Raw genomic sequence first — 22,934 nt, forward strand, 5'->3', positions numbered from 1 at the left:
TGGATGGATATCCAGTAGCGGCAAGCGGTGTGCCGCTCAGCGGGCCCGTTCACCGCCGGGCCGACAGCGCATTGTCCGCCGCCACCGGCCACAGCCCCTGGTCCAGCAGCCGCGCGCCGTCGAAGCGCACCCAGCTCTGCGCGCCGTAGTGGCGCAGGGGCCGCAGCAGCGCTTCCAGCGCGGCGCGGTCGGCGGCGGCCACCGCCACGGTGGGCGCGGCGGCGCCGGGCACGGCCCAGGCCAATGCCGATGCGCCGGCGCCCGCGGATTCGGCCGGCAGCGCCGGCGGCGGCAGGCCCAGCGCGGCAGCCACGGCCTCGGGGCGGCCCACGCCCAGCAGCAGCGCCGGGCGGGCGCGGTCCCAGGCGCCGGGCTCCACCGGCGCGGCGGCATCGGGCAGCAACTGCGCGGCCAGGGCCTGGGCGGTGGGAATCGCGTCCGCCGGCACGCCGGCCAGCACCGCCTGCGCCGAGGGCTGCAGCAGCAGGTCGCGCAGGATCGGCGCGCGCTCGCCGGGCACGAGGCGGCGGAACAGGTCCGCCTGCGCATCGACCTGCAGCCCCACGGGGCGGGCGCGGGTCGCCAGCTCGACCCGCGCGGCGGCGCCCTCCAGCGTGACCCAGTGCGTCTCGCGCCCGAGTTCGGTGTCCACCGCCACGGGCACGCGCAGCGCGTAGGGCGCGCCCGCCTGCGTCTGCGCCAGCGACAGGCTCAGGCCGTCGTCGCGCCAGGCCACGTCCCGCAGCGCCAGCGCGGGCGCGCCGGCGCGGGTCAGCCACTGACGGAAGAAGGCATCTAGCCGCTGTCCCGAGGCCGCTTCGAAGGCGGATTGCAGCTCGGCCCAGCCCGCCTCCCGGCCACGCTGCGCGGCGTAGAAGCGGCGCAGGCCGGCGTCGAAGGCCGGCGTGCCGAGCTGCTGCTCCAGCATGTGGAAGACGAAGGCGCCCTTGCCATAGCCCACGACCTGGTCGCGCGCATGCGCCTTGGTGACGAAGGCGGTGAGGGGCTGGTCGGCGTCTGAGGGCAGTGCGGCGTGGTCGCGCAGCCATTCGCGGCGCATGCGCTCGCGCGCCGCGGCGTCGGCCAGGCCGTAGTCGCTCTGGTAGGTGGTCAGGCCCTCGGCCCAGTTGCCGCCGCCCGTGCGCACGCGCACGCCGTTGCCCCACCAGGTGTGCAGCACCTCGTGCGGCAGCGAGCGAGCGCGCATGAAGGGCAGCGGCAGGATGGCGCGCGACACGTAGGTCAGGCCCGGATAGCCCAGCCCCACCGGGTCCGGGCCCGAGAGCATGTCGAAGCCGGCATAGGCGTAGGGACCCAGCTGCGCGGCGTAGCGGTCGATGTGGCGCGCCGCGTCGTCGAGGTAGGCACCCGCGAGCGAGGCGACCTCGGCGTGGAAGCAGGCGCGCAGGCGCAGGCCCCGGTGCTGGCGCGCCTGGCACTGCCAGGGGCCGGCGAAGAGCGTGGGCGGCTCGCCGGGATAGGCGGCGTAGACGGCGCGGGTGCCTTCGCCCGTGTGGTCCTCGCGCCGCAGCGCGCCGGTGAGCGCGGCCTGCTGGCCGGCGGGGGTGTGCACCTCCACCTGCAGCGCGTCGGACCAGTCCAGGCGGGGATACCAGGCGAAGTCGCCCGGCAGCCAGCTGCCCTCGGCGGCGATGCGCGGCGCCTCGGCGCCGGCCAGGCGCCCCGTGTAGCGCAGCTCCAGCGAGGCGGTGCCCGGCGGCAGCGCGATGCGCACGCGCTCGCCCTCGCGCGTGAAGGGCAGCGCGCGGCCCTGGGCCGTGGCGGACTGCAGCTCCAGCGCCTCGCCCAGCTCCAGCAGCAGCGCGCCGCGGTACCCGGCCGGCAGGGTGAGGCGGTCGTGGCCCTGCAGCCGGCCGGCGGCGGGGTCGAGGTGGAGCGTCAGGTGGTGGGCGGCGGTGGGCGGCGGCGCCGGGGCGGCGGCCGCGGCCAGGGGCAGGGCGGCGAGCAGGGCCGCCAGGCAGGCGGCGGCCATCGGTTGCGCAGGCATCAGGCCAGCGGCGACACGCCGATCAGCCAGGCGTGCGCCCCGGCGATGAACAGCACGTACAGCAGCAGTCCGGCGCCCAGCGCGATGAGGTCGTTGGCCGGGCGCGGCGGGGCGCCGGGCACGGGGCCGCGCGGGTGGCGCTTGGCGGAGATGCGGTCGGCCACCGCCCAGGCCAGGAAGCCGCCGAAGAGCAGCACGTCGGCCAGCGTGCCGTTGGCCAGCAGGTGCGCCAGCGCCCACAGCTTCACCGCCGCGAGCATCGGGTGCTTGGCGGCGGCCTTGATGCGCCCGGGCAGGTACGCGGCCAGCAGCAGCGGGAACACCGGCAGCATCAGCAGCAGCGCCAGGTGGCGGGTCCAGGTCGGCGGCGTGTAGAGCACCACCGGCGACTGCCGCGCCCAGCCGTAGCCCACGATCAGCAGCACGAAGCCGACCAGCGACACCAGCGAGTACAGACCCTTCCACGGCTTCTCGCCGTGCCGCGCGATCCAGCCCCGGCGCCAGTCGGGCGCGAGGATGGACACCGAGTGCGTTCCCAGGAACAGCAGCAGGCCGAGCAGCAGCAGGGTCATGGCGGGCTTCTTTCGCGTCAGGGGGTGCGCCGGATCATAGGCGCGCTCCCAGATGCGCCCGCAACCTCAAGGGCCGCGCGCCGGCCGCGGCCCCAGGGCCCTACTCCCGCCCCTCCTGCAGCTGCCACATGCGCGCGCACAGGTCGATGGCGCGGGCCATGGACTCCAGGCGGTTCTGCAGGATGCAGTAGTCGGCCATCTTCACCGGGCCGGAGAAGAAGCGGTGCACCTGCTGCTCCCAGTCCGCCACCGCGTTGCGCGCGCGTTCCAGGCCCTCCACGGCCTGATCCGGGCCGAGCACGCCCACGCGCTCGATGAGCGCCTGGATCTCGCGGATGCGGTCGCGCCACAGCGCCTCCAGGCTCTCCGCCGCCAGCGCCTGGCACAGGTGCTGGATGCGCGCGCGGTTGAGCTGCATCCAGAAGTGCTGCAGCAGGTCGGCCAGCGATTCCAGCTGCGCCGCCTCCTCCGGCCGCATGCGGGCCGCGAAAGGTTGGCCGAAGAGGGAGTGGGAAGGGGGCCGGTAGCGGGCCCGGGGGCGCAAGCTGGACATGGCGGTGCAATCTCGGGAATTCGGACGGTCGGTCGCCGTGCCGCGCCGGCAGGCCTGGGCGCCAGGCCGCAGCGCGCCATGGGCAGCCGCTCGCGGGCGGCGGCTTGGCGGCAGGCGGTCGGCGCTTCGGCGGCGGTGTCCGGGGCGGAGCAGCGGTGCTTGCATCGGGATATAGCAAGTGGCTGACCCGCATCCTGGGGGTCCCGGGCACGGCCCGGATTGCCACGCAGGCACCTCGCCAGCGGTGCCGCGGGCGCTCACTCCCCGGGGCGGTGTGCGAATTCGCGGCCTTTGGACGGCGGGCCGGCCTCAAGTCTGGCCAGGAGATGCCGATGGGAAAGCAGTCGGCGCTCCCAGCGCCGGCGCGCCGCGCCGTACCGGCACGCCACCGTTGTTGCCGGTCGGGCTGTGCGTGCTGCGGCATGTTTTCCATGCCATGACCTCTGCCCATTCCGATTCAGCACCGATTCAGGCCGCGGCGCCCGCGCTGGGCCCGCGCGCGGCATTGCGCGTGGGCGCGGTGCTGCTGCTGGCCTGTGTGGCGCTGGTGGCCGCGGCCAGCGCCTTCATGTGGCAGGCGCGCGAGAACGCGCTGCGCCAGGCGCAGCAGACCAGCGCCAACCTGGCGGAGTCGGTGCTCGACCACATGGAGGCCACGCTGCGCGAGACCGACGCCTTCATGGCCGTGGTCTCGCGCACGGTGCTGGCGCCCTACGAGGACGGCGGCGGCCCCACGCAGGCGCTGCGCGACGAGATCCTGCGCCGCGTCAACCTGCAGCCCGCGCTGCACGACCTGTACGTCTACGACGCCAAGGGCAAGCTGCGCGTGAGCTCCTACGCCGGGCAGCGCTACGAGGCCTCCGCGCAGGGGCGCGAGTTCTTCGAGCTGCACCGCGCCAGCACGCGCGACGACCTGATCGTGGGCAAGCCCTTCCGCGCCGAGCCGCACGGCGACTGGGTCGTGCCGCTGTCGCGGCGCCTGGCGCACGCGGACGGCCGCTTCGCCGGCGTGGTGGTGGGGGCGCTGTCGATGAAGTACCTGCAGCAGTACCTGGACCGCTTCGAGCTCGGCCGCGACGCGCTGCTGTCACTCTGCACCCGCGACGCCACGGTGCTGGTGCGCCGGCCCTACAGCGAGGTGGCGGTGGGCATCGAGCTCAAGGAGTCGGTGCTCAACCGCGAGCACTACTCGCGTGCGCGCTCGGGCACCTTCACCGCCGACTCGCCGGTGGACGGCCTGCAGCGCCAGTACAGCTTCGTGCACTCCCAGGCCTACGCGGTGATGGTGGTGGTGGCGCTGTCGCGCGACGAGGTGCTGGCCGCCTGGCGGCACTCGGCCTGGCTCAATGCGGCTGCCGTGGCCGCGGTGGTGGCGGGGCTGGTGCTGGCGGGGCTGCTCAACCACCGCACGCTGCGGGCGCAACAGGCGCTCACGCGCGAGCTGCAGGGCTCCAACCGGCGCCTGGCGGAACTGGAGCACGCCATCAACGAGCACGCCGTGGTGGCGGTCACGGACGTGCGCGGCGTGATCCTGAGCGTCAACGAGCGCTTCTGCGCGCTGTCCAAGTACAGCGCCGAGGAGCTGATCGGCAGCCCGCACAGCATCGTGCGCTCGGACCGGCACCCGGCCTCGTTCTTCAAGCACATGTGGCGCACCATCGCGCGCGGCGGCGTCTGGCAGGGCCAGGTCGAGAACCGGGCCAAGGACGGCAGCACCTACTGGGTGGACACGACCATCGTTCCGCTGCTCAACGAGCGCGGCAAGCCCTACCAGTACATCGCCATCCGCACCGACATCACCGAGCTGCGGCGCACGCAGCTGGAGCTGCAGACGGCGCACGAGCAGCTCGCGCGCAGCAACGAGGAGCTGGCGCGGCTGGCGGCCTTCGACCCGCTCACCGGCCTGGCCAACCGGCGCCGCTTCGACGCGGCGCTGGAGGACGCCTGGCGCGTGGCGCAGCGCCAGCGCGAGGCGTTGAGCCTGCTGATGATCGACGTGGACCGCTTCAAGCAGTTCAACGACAGCTACGGCCATCCTGAGGGCGACGCCTGCCTGCGCCGCGTGGCGATGGCGCTGCGCGGCGTCTCGCGCCGCCCGGGCGACCTGGTGGCGCGCTGGGGCGGCGAGGAGTTCGCGATGCTGCTGCCCGGCACCGATGCCGATGGCGCGCGCGTGGTGGCGGAGCTGGCGCGCCGCGCGGTGGTGCTGCTGGCCATCGAGCACCGCCACGGCGTGCAGGGCCGCGTGACGCTGAGCGTGGGCACGCACACGCTGCTGCCGGGCCCCGGCGCCCGGGTGCAGTCGCTGGTGGAGGGCGCCGATCGCGCGCTCTACGTCGCCAAGCAGGGCGGGCGCAACCGCGTGGCCTCGCTGGCCGAGGTGGAGGCGGCCAGCGCCGCCGGGGTGCCGGCGGCCCCGCCGGCGCCGGCCGTGCTCCCGGCGCCGCCGCGGCCGGTGGCGGACGCCCATTCCGAGCGGGTGGACGGGAACCCCGCCACGGCGTGAACAAGTGCACGCAGGGGCCTGGGCATGACCGTTGCGTCCCGCCCGGGATCGTGTAGGGCCCGGGCCACAATGCAGGCTGAGCCGAAGCTCGTGGCTTGAGGAGCCGCGGGGGACGGTGCCGGTCGTGGACGGCGGCGGGTTTTCGTCAAGCCGTCCCGGCGCCCTCGGCTCGTTGAAGTTCCTGCCATGCCGCGCGTCCTTTCGTCACTCCTCGGCCGCCTCAGCGTGGGCCGCAAGCTGCTGGTGATGAGCCTGCTGCCGCTGGTGGTGGCGCTGCTCGCCGGCAGCGTGCTCGTGCGCGACCGGCTGCGCATCGTCGCGGAGGCGCAGCAGGAGCTCGCCGGGCTGGTGTGCATCGGCGAGGTCAACCGCATGCTGCAGGCGGCCGCGGCGCCGGAGACGCCGATGGTCTCGCGCCAGGCCACGGCGGTGCTGATGCAGGTGCCGCAGTGCGCCGAGGCCGTCGGCGCGGCGCTGCGCCAGGCGGTGGAGCGGCTGACCAAGGATCCCGCCCAGCAGAAGCCGGACGCGCAGGGGCGCGCCACGCTGGCCGTGCTGCGCGCGGAGGTGCTGCGCCAGGGGCAGCTGGTGGTGTCGCAGCTGGCCTTCCAGTCCGGGCTGGGCGACAGCCCGGCGCTGGCCGACGGCCGCTACGTGGTGCCGATCATGGTGGCGCGGCTGCCGGAGCTGCTGGTGCTGGCGCAGCGCGTGAGCGAGCTGCTGCTGAACGCCGCCGCGGCGCTGCCGAAGGAGCCGGTGGAGGACTGGCGCAACCGCTACTTCATGCTCGAAGGCCAGCTCGTGGGCCAGGCGCGGCTGATGGAGCTCGACGGCCAGCAGGCCAAGGTGCGCGTGCTCGACGATCCGGTGCTGGGGGCGCTGGCGGTGCAGGCGCAGGCGCTGGCGGCGGTGGAGGCCTTCAGCCGCGAGGCCCGCGCGCTGGCGCTGGCGCCGAACGCACCCGGGGCCGAGGCGCTCAAGCCGCTGCTGTCCACGCACCAGGCCTTGCTGGTGCAGATCGACGAGTACGGCTCGCGGCTGGCGGCGCCGCTGCGCGGGCTGCTGCAAAAGCGCATCGACGACCGGCGGCAGAAGCTGGTGCTGCAGCTCGGCGGCGGCGCCCTGCTACTGCTGGGCGCGCTGGCCTACGCCTGGGCCGCGGCGCGCCAGATCCTGAAGCCGCTGCAGCACATGGCCGACGTGGCGCGCACCGTGCGCCGCGGCAACGACGTCAGCCGCCGCATGGAGTGGGACAGCCGCGACGAGTTCGGCGCCGTGGCGCAGGCCTTCAACCACGTCCTGTCGCGGCTGGGCAGCCACCACCAGGAGCAGCAGCAGCTCAGTGCCACCCTCAACGCGCTGCAGGCGCGCCAGCGGCTGTCGGACATCACGCCACTGCCCATCATCGTCACGGCGCTGCCCACGCACGAGCTGCTGCACGCCAACGGGCCGGGGCTGGCCTGGATCGGCCAGCGCCACAGCGACCCGCTCAGCGCGGGGCTGGAGCCGGCGGCGCGCGTGCAGCTCCAGCGGCTGCTGACCGAGCGCGGGCAGGTCGATGAGCTGGAGGTGCGCTGGCACGGCGGCGCGCATCCGGGCTGGGGCGTGCTGTCGGCGCGTCGCGTGGCCTACGAGGGGCGCGACGCGGTGCTCACCGTGTTCACGCCGGTGGACCAGCTCAAGCGCGCCGAGCAGGGCCTGTCGGTGTGGATGCAGGTGTTCGAGAACGCCACCGAGGGCATCGCGATCTGCGATGCCTCGCGCCACGTGGTCTCGCTCAACCCGGCGCTGTGCCGGCTCACCGCCTGCCGCACCGACATGGTGGTCGGGCGCGGGCTGGAGCAGCTGCTGTCCGAGGACATGGGGCGCGGCTTCATCGAGCGGCTGTGGCGCGTCGTCGAGACGCAGGGCCGCTGGCAGGGCGAGGTGTGGCTGCACCGGTCCGACGGCAAGACGGTGCCGGCGTGGCTGTCGGCCACCGTGGTCAGCGAGGGCGAGGCCTCCGGCACGCCGCGGCGCCACACCATCTTCAGCGCCCTGGACATCAGCGAGCGCAAGGCGCAGGAGCAGCGCATCCGCTACCTGGCGCACCACGACGCGCTCACCGGGCTGCCCAACCGGGTGCTGTTCGTGGAGCGGCTGCGGGCCATGGTGCAGCGCGCGCGCCAGGGCGAGCAGCAGGTGGCGGTGCTGTGCATCGACCTGGACCGGTTCAAGCACGTCAACGACACGCTGGGCCGCCCGGCCGGCGACGCGCTGCTGCGCGCGGTGGCGCAGCGGCTGCTGGAGACGGTGCGCGGCGGCGACGTGGTGTGCCGCCTGGGCGGCGCGGAGCTGGGCGTGGCGCTGGGAGGCATCCGCGACGGCGAGGAGGCGCTGCGCCTGGTCGAGCAGCGCTTCCTGCCGCAGCTGCGGCATCCGCACGCGGTGGGCGGCTCCGAGGTGCACCTGAGCTGCAGCGTGGGCGTGGCGCTGTGCCCGCCCGAGGAGGAAGTGGACGAGGCCATGCGCCGCGCCGACGCGGCCATGATGCAGGCCAAGGCGCGCGGCGGCGACGCCGCCTGCCTGTTCACGGCCGAGCTGCACGAGCGCGCGCACCGGCGCGTGCTGGTGGAGGTGCAGCTGCGCCAGGCGCTGGAGCGCAACGAGTTCACGCTGCACTACCAGCCGCGGGTGGCGGCGCACGACGGCGCACTGTCGGGCCTGGCGGCGCTGCTGCGCTGGCACAGCGCGCGGCTGGGCCCGGTGGGGCCAGCGGAGTTCGTGTCGGTGGCCGAGTCCTCGCGGCTGATCGTGCCCATCGGCGCCTGGGTCATCGACGAGGTCTGCCGCCAGCAGGCGCAGTGGAAGGCGCAGGGGTTCATGCCGGTGCCGGTGACCATCAACCTCTCGCCGGTGCAGCTGCGCGAGCCGGGACTGGTCAGCGCGCTGCAGGCGGCGCTGGAGCGCCATGGCGTGGTGCCGCGGCTGCTGGAGCTGGAGCTGTGCGAGTCGGCGGTGATGGAGGACGTGGAGTTCATGCTGCAGCAGCTCCTGGCGCTCAAGCGGCTGGGCGTGGAGCTGGCCATCGACAACTTCGGCACCGGCTATTCGAGCGTGCCGCACCTGCACCGCTTCCCCATCGACGCGCTCAAGATCGACCGCACAGTGGTGGCGGAGCTGGCGCTGGACCCGACACACCTGGCGGTGCCGCGCGCCATCGTGGGCATGGCCCACACGCTGGGCTTGCGCGTGGTGGCCGAGGGCGTGGAGGACGAGTCCACGGCCATGGCGCTGCGCGGCGTGGCCTGCGACGAGCTGCAGGGCTACCACTACGCGCAGCCGCTGCCGCCGCACGACCTGGAGGCCTGGGTCGCGCAGCAGCAGGCCTCGCAGGCGGCCCGCACCGAGGCCGCCAAGCCCAAGCTGCAGCTGCTGAGCAAGAGCGACGCGGCCTGAGAGGGCGCGGCGCCGCTGCGCCGGCCTCGCCCCCGGCGCGAGGCCATATTCCTGGAGAGAAAGTTTTTGTCCATGCAGGGTAATTCCCGGGCTTCCTGATTCCAGGAGGTGCGTGGCCGCGGGCCAGAATTCCGGGCCGCTGTCTGGTTATGCCGTCACCAGCCTCGGCATCGCGGCCCGACGTGATTCAGGGCCATCCGCAAAACTTGCTGATTTCAATCAACAGCCCGGCCGGCATCGGCTGCAGGCAAAAGGAGGGAACGATGAACAGGCTTGATTCCATATATTCCTGGGAAAAATCGAATGCAGTGCCGGAGGCTGAGGCCGGCATGAAATTGCCGGCCCGGCGCCAATTCGTGCGCCTTGGCGTCGCGGCCGGCCTGGGCCTCGGGGCCGCCGGGGTGGCGGCCCAGCACGAGGCGGGCACGGCAGGCCGTCCAGGGCCGCTGGTCTGGATGGACTACGACCAGGCCCGGCTGGATGCGGCCTACGACCAGCAGTTCTGGGCCAGCAACATCCAATCGCTGCTGAGGCGCACCACCACCAACAGCCAGCGTGCACTGGCCTATCTGCCGCCCAAGCAGGTGTGGGCTTATGGCACGCAGGCCGACGAAACCATCGAGGGTTTTCTGGCGCCCGGAAAGCGCCATGCGCCGATCCACGTCTTCGTCCACGGCGGGGCCTGGCGCGGCGGGGCGGCGTCCGACGCCGCTTTCATGGCGGAGAATTTCGTGGGCCGCGGCGTGCATTTCCTGGCCCTGAATTTCAGCAATATTCTGGACATCAACGGCAATTTGATGGTCATGGCGGCTCAGGTGCGCCGCGCCCTGGCCTGGATCGCCCGCAATGCGGCTACCTTCGGCGGCGACCCGGCGCGTCTCTACCTCAGCGGCTTTTCCTCGGGTGCCCACCTGGCCGGCGTGCTGCTGACCACGGATTGGACCCAGGGCTTCGGGCTGCCGCAGTCGCTGATCAAGGGCGCCGTGTGCATCAGCGGCATTTACGACCTCCAGCCGGTGCGGCTGTCGGCGCGGCGCAAATACGTGGCCTTCACCGACGAGATCGAGGCGCAGCTCAGCCCGCAGCGCCATGTCGCGCGCGTCCAGGCACCGGTGGCGCTGGTGCACGGCAGCCTGGAGTCGCCGGAGTTCATGCGGCAGTCCCGTGATTTCGCGTTGGCGCTGGAAAAGGCCGGCAAGAAGGTGTCGCTGAGCATCGGCGAGGAATACAACCACTTCGATGTCGCTGAGACCCTGGCCAGCCCCTACGGCATCGCGGGGCGGCTGGCGCTGGCACAGGTTCTCGGCGAGGGCTGAGGCGCCGCGCACGGTGCCCGAAGGCGGGCACCGCGGCCCGGCTCACTGCGCCGTCGGGCTCGTCAGCGCGGGGATGGGCACCAGCATGAAGGCGCGCATGAGCTGTCCGCCGCTGGCCGGGCGGATGGCGCCCTGGCCGACGATCACGCCGTTGTTGTTGATGTCGCTCGGCTCCGACAGCCGCCACCAGCCCGCGGCCAGCGCCTCGGGCAGCGTGTAGAGCGAGATCTCCTGGGCCGCGGTCACGTCCCACAGCCGGCCGAGTTCGGAAGGGTCGGCCAGGCGGTCGAAGCGGTAGCCCACCACCTTGCGGCTGCTGTTGAGCGAGTAGCCCACGCTGCCGAAGCAGCAGCCCGCGGGCGTCAGTCGCGTCACCGTGGTGCCCGAGGCGCCCTTGACGATGAAGGCGGCGGCGTCGAAGGGAAACTCGCTGGCATTGAGCGACATGGAGCCGGCCAGGTCGCCGGTGTCGTTGATTTCCGTGGGCACCAGGTTATCGAAGCCGGCCAGGGGCTTGATGATCTGGCGGGTGCCAGTGGCCTTCAGGCGCACGCCCTGTTTCACCCACTGCCCATTGACCTGTATTTCCCTGAAGCCGGCAATATCGCCGTTGGCATTGATGGCCGTGGCCTGCGACGAGCGGCCACCCCAGTTTCCCAAATCGGTCGTCACGCCATTTTGATGGCGGAAGGCATGCGTGATGCCCGGAGATACTTCATACCAGCCCACCACCACGGAGCTATTGTTGATGGCCGCGGCATGGCTCTGGCCGCCGATGGGGGAAAGGATCGTGGTGATGGCGTTGTTTTTCCATATGAATCCCTGGCGGCTGGCGCCTTGAACGTACCAGCCCACGACTTCGCGCAGGCGGTTGATGCCGGTGGCTTCGCCCCGGCCATCGGTGAAGATGGGCACTGGCGCCTTGCCGCGCTCGAAAATCGCCGGACGCTTGCCGCCGATGATGTTGAAGCTCACGTAACCGGCCGCCTTGCCGTCGCTGCTGACAGCGCGCGCGAAGCTCTCGCCGCCTTCCACCGAGCCCAGGCTGTAAACCTGGTATTGCGTGGCCTGGAACTGCGCGCTGGCCGGCTGCGGCACGAATGTCTCGCCGTCTTCGGCAAATGCGGGCTTGAAAATGGAGGCAGCAGCCAGCAAGGCTGCGAGAAAATATGGCTTCATCACGATTCCCCAGCAGAACCTGGTCTGCGCGGCAAGCTTAGTCAGTACAAAATGAATTTTTATCCCTCTTTTTCAGGAGGTGAGAGGGATTTATGTCGCCGGAAACCGTGACCAAGGTCGGTGGTATTTCGGGCGAAGAGCTATCTCGGCAATTGCCGTTCCCAAAACATCGAGCGACTTCTCAGGACTGTCCCGCAGGCGCGCGCACGGCCGAGCCGCCCATGCCTGGCGGGACCACGCTTCAAAAAAAGTTGTTGCGCACGCACCACCGGCGTGCAAATTCGGCTTCAGGTGGTGGATACTGTATGAAAACACAGTATTTGCCCTCCATGTCCACTGTTCCGCTTACCGGCGCTGCCACCGCTTTGAATTCATTGCCGCCGGCCGTGGCGGCAGGTTTGTGGCGGGGCAGCGAGTTGGGGCAGGCCGGCGCGGCCGCCTGGGCCACGGGTTTCGAGGCGCTGGACCGCGAGCTGCCCGGCGGCGGCTGGCCCGGCGGGGCGCTGACGGAGCTGCTGCAGCCGCAGCCCGCCGTGCTGGAGTGGCGGCTGCTGGGGCCGGCGCTGGCGGCGCAAGGCGGCCGCGGGCGGCGCGTGGTGCTGGTGAACCCGCCGCGCCCGCCGCACGCGCCGGGCCTGCTGCAGGCGGGGCTGGACGCGCAGCAGCTGGTGTGGGTGCAGGCCGACAGCCCGGCGCAGCAGCTCTGGTGCACCGAGCAGCTGCTGCGCTCGGCCGAGGCGGTGGTGCTGGCCTGGCTGCCGCAGGCGCGGCCGGAGCAGCTGCGGCGGCTGCAGTTGCATGCGCAAGGGTCTCCGTGGCCGGCCTTCGTCTGCCGGCCGGCCGCGGCGCGGCACGAGCCATCGGCGGCGCCGCTGCGGCTGCTGGCGGCCCCGGGTACCACGCCGTGGACGCTGAAGGTGAGCATCCTCAAGCGCCGCGGTCCGGCGCACGAGGGCGAGATCGAGCTGGCCAGCATTCCTGACGGGCTGCGCGCGGTGCTGCCCGTGCGTGCGTACCGGGCGCCAGCCACCCCGGTGGCCGCCGTCCGGCGTCCCGGCACGGTGCGGGTGGCGCCGATGCCGCATGGCGCCCTGGCTGCGGCGTCGGCGCGGCGCGCGGGCGAAGAAGCCCAGGCCTCCTCTTCCACTTCCACGGAGCACGCCGATGCTGTGGGCCGCCGCCTGCACGCCCGCGCCGCCCACTGAGGGGGCCGCGGCGGCGCCGGCACTGGCGGCCCTGGTGCACTGGGCGCTGCAGTTCACGCCCCGCGTGGCGCGGGTGGAGGAGGCGGTGCTGCTGGAGCTGCGGGCGAGCCTGCGGCTCTTCGGCGGCGCGGCGGCGCTGCAGGCGCGCGTGCGTGCCGAGGCGCTGGAGCTGGGGGCCGTCACGCTGAGCTGGGGCGCGCCCACGGGCCTGGCAGCGCTGGCGCTGGCGCGTGCGGGGCATCCCGGGCTGGCGGAGGACGAGTCCGGGACGGTGGCGGCCGTCTTCGCGCCCACGCCGCCCGATCTTTTCGGCCCGCCGGTGCCGGGCCCGGCCGAAGGGAATGCCGCGGACGGGATGCCGTGGGGCCCGGACGGCGCCTCGGGTGCACTCCGGGACGCGCGCCCGAGTGAAATCCTGCTGTGCGGCCTGCTCGACGAGCTGCCGCTGCAAACGCTGAGCGCTGCGCGGGCGCACGTGCCGACGCTGCTGCGCACCGGCTGCGGCACGCTGGGCGCGCTGCGGCAGCTGCCACGCGGCGGGTTGTCGCGGCGCTTCGGCGCAGAGCTGCTGCAGGCGCTGGACCAGGCCTACGGCCTGCGCCCGGAGGCCTGGCGCTGGGAGACGCTGCCCGACGCCTTCGAGCTGGGGCTGGAGCTGCCCTGGCGCGTGGAGCAGGCCCCGGCGCTGGCACAGGCGGCGCGGCGCCTGCTGCTGGCGCTGTGCGGCTGGCTGGCGGCGCGCCAGGGCGGCGCCGTCGCCTTGCGCCTGCGCTGGGCGCACGACGCGATGCGCAGCCGCACGGCCGGCGAGGGTGGGGAGCTGGCGCTGCGCGTGGCCGAACCCACGCGCGACCTGACATTCCTGCACCGGCTGTTGAGCGAGCATCTGCACCGCACCGAGCTGCGGGCGCCGGTGGGCGCGCTGCAGCTGGGCCTGCTGGAGTGGCAGCCGCTGGCACCCGACAGCGCGGAGCTGCTGCCGCCCGCGCAGGCGCCGGGCGAGCCGATCGCGCAGGTGCTGCAGCGGCTGTCGGCGCGGCTGGGCGGGGAGCGGGTGCGGCGTCCGTTGCTGCTGGCGGACCACCGGCCGGAGTGGATGCAGCGCTGGCTGGACGTGCACGAGGCGCCGCCGCGCGCCGCCGCGCTGCCGCCGGCGCAGGTGAGCGCGTTGCCGCAGCCGGGCTTCGTGCTGGCGCAACCGCTGCGCCTGGCAGTGCAGGGCGAGCGGCCGGACTACCAGGGCCCGCTGCAGCTGCTGGCGGGGCCGCACCGCATCGAGGGCGGCTGGTGGCAGCGCCTGCAGGGCGAGGCCGGCGAGCACAGCGGCCACGTGCAGCGCGACTACTGGCTGGCCTGGAGCCCGCACGCCGGGCTGCTGTGGATCTTCCAGACCCGGCTGGCCGACGACGCGACGGCCTGGTATCTGCATGGGTGTTTTGCTTGAGCCTGCCCGACTACGCCGAGCTCTGGTGCCTGTCCAACTTCAGCTTCCTGCGCGGTGCCAGCCACCCGGAGGAGCTGGTCGAGCGTGCCGCGCAGCTCGGCTACCGCGCGCTCGCGCTGACCGACGAGTGCTCGCTGGCCGGCATCGTGCGCGCCCACGTGGCGGCCAAGCGGCATGGGCTGAAGCTGCTGGTGGGCGCGCAGTTTCGCGTGCAACCCGATGAAGGCTTGGAGCCCGGCGCGCAGGCGCCGTCCGGCTGCACCTTGGTCGTGCTGGCCTGCAGCCTGGCGGGCTACGGCAACCTGTGCGAATTCATCACCCGGCTGCGCCGCGCCAGCGGCAAGGGCACTTACGCGCCGCCGCGGCTGGCGGACTTCCATCCCGAGGCCCTGGCCGACTGCCTGCTGCTGGCCGCGCCGGACCGCGGCGCCACCACGGCGCAGATCGAGGCCCTGGCGTGCTGGCAGGCCGAACGCTTCAACGGCCGCTGCTGGCTGATCGCCAACCTGCTGCGCCAGCTGGACGACGCGCTGCACCTGGAGCGGCTGCGCGAGGCGGCCGAGCGCGCGGGCGTGCCGCTGGTGGCCGCGGGCGACGTGCACATGCACCGGCGCTCGCGCAAGCCGCTGCAGGACGTGCTCACCGCCACGCGGCTCAAGCGCCCGCTGGCGCTGTGCGGCTTCGGCCTGCAGCCCAGCGCCGAGCGGCATCTGCGCACGCGGCTGCGGCTGGCGCAGACCTGCGCGCCGGAGCTGCTGGCGCAGACGCTTGAAGTGGCCGGGCGCTGCAGCTTCTCGCTCGACGAGCTGCGCTACCGCTACCCGGGCGAGCTGGTGCCGCAGGGGCACACGCCGGCATCGTGGCTGCGCCAGCTCGCCTGGGAGGGCGCGGGGCGGCGCTGGCCGCAGGGCATTCCGGAAGCGGTGCAGGCGCAGGTGGAGCACGAGCTGGCGCTGATCGAGGAGCTGCGCTACGAGCACTATTTCCTGACCGTGGCCGACATCGTGGAGTTCGCACGCTCGCGCGGCATCCTGTGCCAGGGCCGCGGCAGCGCGGCCAACTCGGTGGTGTGCTTCTGCCTGGGCGTGACGGAGGTGGACCCGGCGCGCATGAGCCTGCTGTTCGAGCGCTTCATCAGCCGCGAGCGCAACGAGCCGCCGGATATCGACATCGACTTCGAGCACGAGCGACGCGAGGAGGTCATCCAGTACCTCTACGGCAAGTACGGCCGCGAGCGCGCGGCGCTGGCGGCCACCGTCATCACCTACCGCGTGCGCAGCGCCGTGCGCGACGTGGGCAAGGCGCTGGGCCTGTCGGACGAGGTGGTGCAGGCGCTGGCGCGCGACCACCAGTGGTGGGACGGGGCGCAGTTGCGCGCGCAGCGTTTCAAGCAGCTGGGGCTGGATGCGGACTCGCTGCTGATGCGCCAGTTCACGACCCTGGTGGGGCAGCTGGCGGGCTTTCCGCGGCACCTGTCGCAGCACACCGGCGGCTTCGTGCTGACGCAGGGGCCGCTGGCGCGGCTGGTGCCGATCGAGAACGCCGCCATGGCCGGGCGCACCGTCATCGAGTGGGACAAGGACGACCTGGACGCCGTGGGCCTGCTCAAGGTGGACGTGCTGGCGCTGGGCATGCTCACCGCGATCCGCAAGGCGCTGGATTTCATCGGGCAGCTCCAGGGCCATGCCTTCGCGCTGCAGGACGTGCCGGCCGAGGACGAGGCCACCTACGACATGGTGTGCCGCGCCGACACGGTGGGCGTGTTCCAGATCGAGAGCCGGGCGCAGCAGGCGATGCTGCCGCGCCTGCGGCCGCGCTGCTTCTACGACCTGGTGATCGAGGTCGCCATCGTGCGCCCGGGGCCGATCCAGGGCGGCATGGTGCATCCCTACCTGCGCCGGCGCGAGGGCAAGGAGGCCGTCACCTACCCCGGCGAGGGGCTCAAGCGGGCGCTGGAGCGCACGCTGGGCGTGCCGGTGTTCCAGGAGCAGGTGATGCAGGTGGCGATGCTGGCGGCCGGCTTCTCGCCCGGCGAGGCCGACGCCCTGCGGCGCAGCATGGCGGCGTGGCGGCGCAAGGGCGGGCTGGAGCACTACCACGACCGCATCGTGCGCGGCATGACCGAGCGCGGCTACGACGAGGGCTTCGCGCGGGCGATCTTCGAGCAGATCAAGGGCTTCTCGGAATACGGCTTCCCGGAGAGCCACGCGGCCTCGTTCGCGCTGCTGGTGTACGCGAGCTGCTGGATCAAGTGCCACCACCCGGCGGCCTTCCTGGCCGCGATGCTGAACTCGCAGCCGCTGGGCTTCTACACGCCCTGGCAGCTGGTGCAGGACGCGCGCCGCCACGGCGTGGAGGTGCTGCCGGTGGACGTGCTGCACAGCGACTGGGACTGCACGCTGGAGGCGATGGTGCCGGCGCTCAGGCCGGGCCCCTTCAAGCCGGAACTGGTCGAGGCGCTGCGGCATCCGCGCGCGGCGGAGCCGGCCGCGCCGTACCTGAAGGCGCCGCGCCCGGAGGAGGGGCCGCGTGCGCCGGCCGTGCGCCTGGGGCTGCGCATGGTGGCCGGCTTCGGCGAGGAGGATGCCCGCCGCATCGCCGAGGCGCGGCGCGTTCAACCCTTCGACGACGTGGAGGACCTGGCGCGCCGCGCCCGGCTGGACGCGCGCGCGATGCGGCTGCTGGCCGGGGCCGATGCGCTGATGAGCCTGGCCGGGCATCGCCGCCAGCAGGTGTGGGAGGCGGCGGCCTGGAGCACGCCGCCGGAGTTGTTGAGCGAGGCGCCGGTGCAGGAAGACTTCATCGAGCTGCCGCCGGCGCCGGAGGGCGAGGAGATCGTGTTCGACCACGCCGCCACGGGGCTGACGTTGCGCCGGCACCCGCTGGCGCTGCTGCGTCCGCTGCTGGAGCAGCGGCGGCTGATGACGGTGGCGCAGTTGCTGGCGCAGCCGCATGGGCGCCTGGTGCGCGCCTGCGGGCTGGTGACGCTGCGCCAGCAGCCCGGCACGGCCAAGGGCGTGGTGTTCGTGACGCTGGAGGACGAGACCGGCGTGGTGCAGGTGATCTGCTGGAAGCGCATCCGCGAGCGCCAGCGCGAGGCGCTGCTGCGCTCGCGGCTGCTGGCGGTGCACGGGCGCTGGCAGCGCGAGGGCGAGGTCTGCGCCCTGGTGGCGGGCTGGCTGCAGGACCTCACGCCGCTGCTGGGGCGCTTCGTGGCGGGGAGCCGGGATTTCAGGTGAGGGCGAAGCCGTGCGGCAGCGGCGTCCGGGTTGCCACGGCCGGGTCAACCAGCCTCGAAGGACTTCAGCGTGAAACAGGCCGTTGTAAGGTCGTTCGACTCCGAGGCCGACTCCGCGGCAGCCTCGCGCCCGGCCGGCGGCACCCGGCCATGAAAGACCACGGTGCCGCGCCCTTGCTGCTTGGCCGCGTACATCGCGTGGTCGGCCTGCTGCAGCAGCTCGGTGGCGGTGCCGTCCGGGCCGGCCAGCGCGATGCCCACGCTGCAGGACAGGCCCGAGGACGGCATCGCGCCCACGACGGCTTCCAGCACCTTCTGCGCCAGGGCGCGGGCCGGCACCTCCTCGCCGATGCCGTCGGCCAGCAGCACGAACTCGTCGCCCCCCAGCCGCGCCAGCACGTCGTTGGCGCGCACGCACTCGCGCAGCCGGGCGGCCACTGCCACCAGCGCCTCGTCGCCGGCCTGGTGGCCCTGCGTGTCGTTGAGCCGCTTAAAGCCGTCCAGGTCCAGGAACAGCAGCGCGGCGGGCACGCCATGGCGGTCCTGGCAATGCAGGGACTGGTTCAGCGCGTCCATGAAGGCGCGCCGGTTGAGCAGGCCGGTGAGCGCGTCTTGCCGCGCCATGGCCTGCAGCGCCGACTCCAGGCGCTTGCGCTCGGTGATGTCGCGCATGAAGCCGGTGAACTCCCAGTGGCCCTCGACGTGCGTGCCGCTCCAGCTCAGCTCGATCATCATCTCGCGCCCGTCGCGATGCACGGCCTGCAGCTCCAGCCGGCTGGGCTTGGCGTCGTCGTTGCCCTCGCGAAAGCAGCGCAGGCCGTCGTCGTGGCAGTCGCACAGCGGCTGCGCGAAGATCAGCGCGGCCATGGAGCGCCCCACCGCCTCCTCGGCGCTCCAGCCGAACAGCTGCTGCGCAGCGGGGTTCCACTCCATCACCACGCCCTGCGCGTCCATGGACACGATGGCGTCGTGGGCGTGCTCCAGCATCGCGCGCAGCCGCGCCTCGCTGGCGTGCAGCCGTGTCGCCATCTGCATGCGCAGGTCGAAGGCGACCTGGCGGCCCAGCGCGCCGCCCAGGCTGGCGGCCAGCAGCTCCAGCGTCTGGAGGTCGTCCGCGTCGAAGCCCTGCGGCTCACGCGCCATCACTTTCAACACCCCCACCGCGTCGCCGCGACAGTACAGCGGCGTGCACACCATGGAGCGGATGCCGATGTCGCGGCAGGCGTCGCGGTTGACGCGCGGGTTGTCGTCGGTGTCCTGGCTGTAGAGGATCTCGCCGCGCTCCACGCACAGGCCCGAGAGGCTGCTCTGGCGCTGCAGCCGCAACCCGACGTGGCGCGCCAGGGCCGGGCTGGCACAGCGGTAGACCATCTGCTCGCCCTCGACCAGCTCCACCACCGCGCCGGCCGCGCTCGTGAGCGCTTGCAGGCTGTCCACCACCTGCTGCATGAAGGCGTCGAGGTCCAGATGCGCATTCGTCAGTTGCGTCTGGACGTGGATGAGGCTGCGCAGTCGTTCGAGTTGGGATGTCGCGGAGGCCATGGATGCGGAAGCGGGTTTTCCTTCGGTCCCGCCTCGAAAGTCCGACATGGCGGGCAAAAACACTGTTTGTGCTTTTTCGGCAGTTTGCCCGATTGATTTAGCTCATGCCGTGCGCCTGCCGCCAAATGGGCCCGCAAAGCAGGATGAAAACTTTTTGACCGTCATGCTGCCGTCAAAAATGTTTGCACGTCTCCTGAAGGTGTGCAAAAAAACTCCATACGGATCGACAGCTTGAATATTGGGCTTAATTTTTGCTTATTTATAACAAAAGCAAGTTTCGGGAACTGGGCGTACATCCGGTCCCAAGCGGGGCCAGGGAGGCCCGTTGGGCGCCGCCAATTCCTGACTCGAAACTTACTCAAGTCAAGGCATTGGCAGGCACCCAGCCCGCAACGACCTTCAAGAACAGCAGTAATCCATGAGAACCAATCTTCCCGTCACCGGTCGCGCCTACACCATTCCGGCGGGCGTGACCCTGGTGTCCACCACGGACCTCAACAGCCACGTCACTCACGCCAATTCGGCGTTCATCCAGGTCAGTGGGTTCGACCGGAAGGAGCCCATGGGGCAGGCGCACAACATGGTGCGCCATCCCGACATGCCGCCTGCGGCCTTCGCCGACATGTGGGCCACGCTCAAGGCGGGCAGCTCGTGGAGCGCGCTGGTGAAGAACCGGCGCAAGAACGGCGACCACTACGGGGTGCGGGCCAATGCCACGCCGATGCGCCGCCATGGGCAGGTGGTGGGCTACATGTCGGTGCGCACCGCGGCGGCGCCGGCCGGGCGCCTGGCCGAGGCGATCGGGGTGTATCGCAGCGCGGTTTGAGCCGGTTGCGCCCTTGACGTCCCGGGACGGCAGCCGGGTGTGCGACGGCTGCCGGATCCGCGCGCGTGGGTGCCGGCCCCGCCCTGGACGACGCGTGGCACGTCGGCCAGCTCATTTGCGCCGGTAAACCACCAGTTCCTGCTCGTTGGCCGGGGTGGCGCCGGTGATGCGGATCCGCCGCACCGGCTCGTACAGCACGCCGGCCTCCAGCACCTGCCCAAAGCTGCGGAACGAGGGCTGGCTCGCCAGATAGCCCGGCTGGGCCACGACGGTCTGGATGTTCTCGTCCTTGAGCAGGCGCTCGATCGCCGACACGTCCAAAGCCCGGTCCTTGACGCCGAGCTCGGCGGCGATCTTCATGTCGACGAACATCTTGTCCGCGCGCCGAACGCCCATGTCGCGCCGCTCGCCCAGGGTGCGCATGTTGAAGATGAAAGAGCCATCCCGGCGTGCCGATACCAGCACGTTGCCGCCGTGCGGGGTGATTTCCTGGGCCAGCAGGGCCGCTTCCTTGAAGCCCCCGACGACCGGTACCTCGCTCAGCGCAAGGGCCTGGACCACCAGCCAGCAGGCCAGGGCAGGCAAGGCCAGCCTGGCCAGCCGTGGCAGCGCCAGGTACAGCAACAGCGCAGAGGCCACGAACAGGAGCACCACGCCCGGCAGGTTGAAGCGAGGGTCCTTGTTCGACACCAAGGTGAAGAAACCCCAGGCGCACAGCGCCAGCGCCGCCAGCACCTTGACGGCCGGAGGCCAGCCGGGACGGCGCCACGTGAGCGCGCCCGCAACCAGCCCGGCCACGAGCAGCCCCAGCGCCGGCAGACCCATCTGCCGGGGCAAGGCCCGCGCATACCAGATCCAGTTCTCCAGCGACAGCAGCTTGGGCATGCCGGGCATTTCTCCGGCCAGCGTCTGGTTGACTCGGCTGAAATAGGCCGCGATCAGCAGCGAAGGCAGTGCGACCAGCAGCATCAGGGCCAGGGCCTTGAGGCGCGGCTTCATGGCGATGCGCGGCCGGCGCGGGTCGGCGAACAGGAAGAAGAGCAGCACCGGGATCGCGAAGATCGCCTGCACCCGGGTCAGGATCGCCAGGCCCAGGCCCAGCGTGGTGAACAGGAGCCAGCGGGGCGAACCGTCGGTTTCCAGATAGCGGATCAGCCCATAGGCGCTGGCCAGCATCAGCGCGATGGCAGGCACGTCCAGCTGCACCTGGCGCGACCACAGGGCCGTGTCCGGCATCGCCAGCACGCACAGTGCGGTGGCGGTGGCCGCGAGCCGGCCCATGTGCCGGACGCAAAGCAGGTAGACCAGGCTGCCGCCCAGCAGCGCATACAGCACCACCACCGCCTGGTTCACCGCATGGTGCACGCCGAACAGCGCCAGCCAGGGCGCCGCGCTCAGGTAGAAAAGCGGCGGGTAGAAGCCGATGGTGAGGCCCGGGTACTGCTGGTAGTAGTTGCGCGCGAAATCGATCGGGTGCAGCAAGCCGCCTTCGAGCAGCAGATCGCGGATGAACACGCTGTTCATCGCATGCCGCGAGGCGTCGAACCACCAGAAGTCGCCGTCCGTCGGCGTGTTCAGGAACAGCAGGGCCGCAAAGGCCAGGAGCGCCAGCAGGCACGGCCCGTGGGCCGACAGGTTACGAGAGAGCGGTTTCATGGGACGACTGCTTGGCCTGCTTGATGAACTGGTGGCCGCACAGTGTCTCGACATGGAAGCGCGGGCGCCGCTTGGACGATTCGTAGATCTTGGCCACGTATTCCCCGATCACGCCCAGGCTCAGCAGTTGCACGCCGCCCAGGAAATACATCGGGATCACGGTCGAGGCCCAGCCGGGCAGCGCCTGCCCGGAAAACATCTTCACGCCCAGTGCCCAGAACGCCATGGCCAGGCTGCCCATGGAAATCAGCACTCCGACACCCGTGATCAGGCGCAGCGGGTAGGCCGTGAAGGACGTGATGCCCTGCCAGGCCAGCGCCAGCATTTTCGTCAGCGGGTACTTGGATTCGCCGGCAAAGCGCTGCGCGCGCTCGAACTCGACGGTGCTGGTCTTCAGGCCCAGCAGCGGCACCATGCCGCGCAGGAAGAGGTGCGTTTCATCGTAGCGGCGCAGGCTTTCGATGGCGCGTCGGCTCATGAGCCGGAAATCCGCGTGGTTGAACACCACCTGCACGCCCAGCGCGGCCAGCAGCTTGTAATAGCCCTCGGCCGTGAAACGCTTGAAGAACGAATCCTTTTCGCGCTTGCTGCGCACGCCATAGACGATTTCCGAGCCCTGGCGGTAGGCCTCGATCATGCGCGGAATGGCCTCCAGGTCGTCCTGCAGGTCCGCATCCAGGCTGATGAGCACGTCGCCCGGCGCAGTCATGAGCCCGCACAGCAGCGCGTTCTGGTGCCCGCGGTTGCGGCTGAGCTTGATGCCGCAGACCTGCGTGTACTTCTCGGTGTAGCGGGTGATGAGTTCCCAGGTGCGGTCGCGGCTGCCGTCATCGACGAAGAAGATCGCGCTGTCGCTGGACACCACGCGGTCGGCCTTCAGGCGCGCCATCAAAGCCACCAGGCGCGTGGTCGTCTCCGGCAGCACCTCCTGCTCGTTGTAGCAGGGCAGCACCAGGCTGACGACGGGAGGCGGCCTCAGGCCTTCCGTTGCCGGAAGGTCCAGATGCCATTGATCAAGTAATTCCATAACGTCACACCCACGGTGGTCAGGACCTGGGCCGGTGCCGGATGCAGTCCGCTGAATGTCAGGACGCCCAGGAATAAATGATTTAGGACTTACGCAAAAGTTTGATAGAAAATCATAGAAATCCCATGAATTAATTTCAACTTGAACTTCTTGAAAGCATAGATCATAGTTTTGTCTTTCACTAGGCGGCGACATGAATCCATCCCGCGTGGACTACTGTCAGTTCCTGTTATCGAGTCAGGTCAACTTCACCTTGACGCACTATGCCGAGCATCATGCCCACTTTAGCCATGACGCCCTCAATCGGTATTTGAACGGCGAGCGCATCACATCACGCATCATTTGGGAAAACATTCGGCCGCACGTGATTCCCAGCGCTCATGGCTATCTGATTTTTGACGATACCGTACTCGACAAGTCTTAT

The 22,934-nt window shown here is 71.4% G+C and carries 14 protein-coding genes and 2 pseudogenes; 9 read left to right on the forward strand and 7 right to left on the reverse strand.

What is annotated here, in order from left to right:
• Window positions 1-49: 49 nt before the first annotated feature.
• The 3 genes from H537_RS0132385 to H537_RS0132395 form a co-directional block, all read right to left on the reverse strand.
• Entirely contained in the window at window positions 50-2,008 is a 1,959-nt protein-coding gene (locus H537_RS0132385; RefSeq protein ID WP_064736085.1) for a M1 family metallopeptidase, read from the reverse strand.
• Entirely contained in the window at window positions 2,008-2,580 is a 573-nt protein-coding gene (locus tag H537_RS0132390) for an NnrU family protein (RefSeq protein WP_029001201.1), read from the reverse strand. Before H537_RS0132390 ends, H537_RS0132385 begins: the two co-directional genes overlap by 1 nt.
• A gap of 100 nt (window positions 2,581-2,680) precedes the next feature.
• On the reverse strand, window positions 2,681-3,133 hold the full coding sequence (locus H537_RS0132395; RefSeq protein WP_156902080.1) for a hypothetical protein: 453 nt from the start codon (window positions 3,131-3,133) through the stop codon (window positions 2,681-2,683).
• Window positions 3,134-3,569: 436 nt separating this feature from the next.
• Between H537_RS0132395 and H537_RS0132400 the strand changes: the two genes are divergently transcribed.
• From H537_RS0132400 to H537_RS46790, 3 genes are all read left to right on the forward strand, one after another.
• A complete protein-coding gene (locus H537_RS0132400; protein WP_156902081.1) occupies window positions 3,570-5,639 on the forward strand; it encodes a diguanylate cyclase domain-containing protein in 2,070 nt (689 codons plus the stop codon).
• Between the two features lie 186 nt (window positions 5,640-5,825).
• Window positions 5,826-9,077: a bifunctional diguanylate cyclase/phosphodiesterase gene (locus tag H537_RS46785; RefSeq protein WP_051243941.1), complete on the forward strand. Its 3,252-nt coding sequence runs from the start codon at window positions 5,826-5,828 to the stop codon at window positions 9,075-9,077.
• A 329-nt stretch (window positions 9,078-9,406) separates the two neighbouring features.
• The gene (locus tag H537_RS46790) at window positions 9,407-10,393 is read left to right on the forward strand and encodes an alpha/beta hydrolase (protein WP_051243943.1); all 987 of its coding nucleotides are present in this window, start codon (window positions 9,407-9,409) and stop codon (window positions 10,391-10,393) included.
• Window positions 10,394-10,435: 42 nt separating this feature from the next.
• On the opposite strand, the gene H537_RS49920 is transcribed toward H537_RS46790, so the two are convergent.
• Window positions 10,436-11,572, reverse strand: coding sequence for a hypothetical protein (locus tag H537_RS49920; RefSeq protein WP_084151114.1), 1,137 nt, complete (start codon window positions 11,570-11,572; stop codon window positions 10,436-10,438).
• Between the two features lie 329 nt (window positions 11,573-11,901).
• Between H537_RS49920 and imuA the strand changes: the two genes are divergently transcribed.
• From imuA to H537_RS0132430, 3 genes are read left to right on the forward strand one after another with little or no spacing between them, the layout of a single operon-like run.
• Window positions 11,902-12,777 carry a translesion DNA synthesis-associated protein ImuA gene (gene imuA, locus H537_RS46800; RefSeq protein ID WP_238446889.1) on the forward strand — a complete coding sequence of 292 codons (876 nt, stop codon included), beginning with the start codon at window positions 11,902-11,904 and terminating at the stop codon, window positions 12,775-12,777.
• Window positions 12,737-14,221: a Y-family DNA polymerase gene (locus H537_RS55180; RefSeq protein ID WP_029001205.1), complete on the forward strand. Its 1,485-nt coding sequence runs from the start codon at window positions 12,737-12,739 to the stop codon at window positions 14,219-14,221. The genes imuA and H537_RS55180 overlap by 41 nt, the downstream gene beginning before the upstream one ends.
• Entirely contained in the window at window positions 14,218-17,460 is a 3,243-nt protein-coding gene (locus H537_RS0132430; protein WP_029001206.1) for an error-prone DNA polymerase, read from the forward strand. The genes H537_RS55180 and H537_RS0132430 overlap by 4 nt, the downstream gene beginning before the upstream one ends.
• A 44-nt stretch (window positions 17,461-17,504) precedes the next feature.
• On the opposite strand, the gene H537_RS49925 is transcribed toward H537_RS0132430, so the two are convergent.
• Window positions 17,505-19,001, reverse strand: coding sequence for a diguanylate cyclase domain-containing protein (locus H537_RS49925; protein WP_051243946.1), 1,497 nt, complete (start codon window positions 18,999-19,001; stop codon window positions 17,505-17,507).
• A 46-nt stretch (window positions 19,002-19,047) separates the two neighbouring features.
• On the opposite strand from H537_RS49925, the gene H537_RS53720 reads away from it, so the two are divergent.
• Together H537_RS53720 and H537_RS0132440 are read left to right on the forward strand one after the other, a co-directional pair.
• Entirely contained in the window at window positions 19,048-19,236 is a 189-nt protein-coding gene (locus tag H537_RS53720; RefSeq protein WP_156902084.1) for a hypothetical protein, read from the forward strand.
• A 183-nt stretch (window positions 19,237-19,419) separates the two neighbouring features.
• Window positions 19,420-19,767: pseudogene (locus tag H537_RS0132440) on the forward strand (PAS domain-containing protein); the annotation flags it as partial.
• Window positions 19,768-19,938: 171 nt separating this feature from the next.
• Here H537_RS0132440 and H537_RS0132445 read toward each other — a convergent pair.
• Window positions 19,939-21,483, reverse strand: a complete 1,545-nt coding sequence (locus H537_RS0132445) for a glycosyltransferase family 39 protein (protein ID WP_029001208.1) — start codon at window positions 21,481-21,483, stop codon at window positions 19,939-19,941.
• Window positions 21,464-22,510, reverse strand: a complete 1,047-nt coding sequence (locus H537_RS0132450) for a glycosyltransferase family 2 protein (protein WP_084151117.1) — start codon at window positions 22,508-22,510, stop codon at window positions 21,464-21,466. The genes H537_RS0132445 and H537_RS0132450 overlap by 20 nt, the downstream gene beginning before the upstream one ends.
• 193 nt (window positions 22,511-22,703) lie before the next feature.
• On the opposite strand from H537_RS0132450, the pseudogene H537_RS53725 reads away from it, so the two are divergent.
• A pseudogene (locus H537_RS53725) lies at window positions 22,704-22,934 on the forward strand (IS701 family transposase); the annotation flags it as partial.

It is taken from the genome of Azohydromonas australica DSM 1124, from assembly GCF_000430725.1.
In the GTDB taxonomy this organism is placed as follows: domain Bacteria; phylum Pseudomonadota; class Gammaproteobacteria; order Burkholderiales; family Burkholderiaceae_C; genus Azohydromonas; species Azohydromonas australica.

Bases quoted from the DNA above. Each gene is read 5' to 3' on its own strand.
- H537_RS55180 (WP_029001205.1), top strand. From the start codon at position 12,737: ATGCTGTGGGCCGCCGCCTGCACGCCCGCGCCGCCCACTGAGGGGGCC.
- H537_RS0132395 (WP_156902080.1), bottom strand. From the start codon at position 3,133: ATGTCCAGCTTGCGCCCCCGGGCCCGCTACCGGCCCCCTTCCCACTCC.
- H537_RS0132390 (WP_029001201.1), bottom strand. From the start codon at position 2,580: ATGACCCTGCTGCTGCTCGGCCTGCTGCTGTTCCTGGGAACGCACTCG.
- H537_RS49925 (WP_051243946.1), bottom strand. From the start codon at position 19,001: ATGGCCTCCGCGACATCCCAACTCGAACGACTGCGCAGCCTCATCCAC.
- imuA (WP_238446889.1), top strand. From the start codon at position 11,902: ATGTCCACTGTTCCGCTTACCGGCGCTGCCACCGCTTTGAATTCATTG.
- H537_RS46785 (WP_051243941.1), top strand. From the start codon at position 5,826: ATGCCGCGCGTCCTTTCGTCACTCCTCGGCCGCCTCAGCGTGGGCCGC.
- H537_RS0132445 (WP_029001208.1), bottom strand. From the start codon at position 21,483: ATGAAACCGCTCTCTCGTAACCTGTCGGCCCACGGGCCGTGCCTGCTG.
- H537_RS53720 (WP_156902084.1), top strand. From the start codon at position 19,048: ATGGCGGGCAAAAACACTGTTTGTGCTTTTTCGGCAGTTTGCCCGATT.
- H537_RS0132385 (WP_064736085.1), bottom strand. From the start codon at position 2,008: ATGCCTGCGCAACCGATGGCCGCCGCCTGCCTGGCGGCCCTGCTCGCC.
- H537_RS46790 (WP_051243943.1), top strand. From the start codon at position 9,407: ATGAAATTGCCGGCCCGGCGCCAATTCGTGCGCCTTGGCGTCGCGGCC.
- H537_RS49920 (WP_084151114.1), bottom strand. From the start codon at position 11,572: ATGAAGCCATATTTTCTCGCAGCCTTGCTGGCTGCTGCCTCCATTTTC.
- H537_RS0132400 (WP_156902081.1), top strand. From the start codon at position 3,570: ATGACCTCTGCCCATTCCGATTCAGCACCGATTCAGGCCGCGGCGCCC.
- H537_RS0132450 (WP_084151117.1), bottom strand. From the start codon at position 22,510: ATGGAATTACTTGATCAATGGCATCTGGACCTTCCGGCAACGGAAGGC.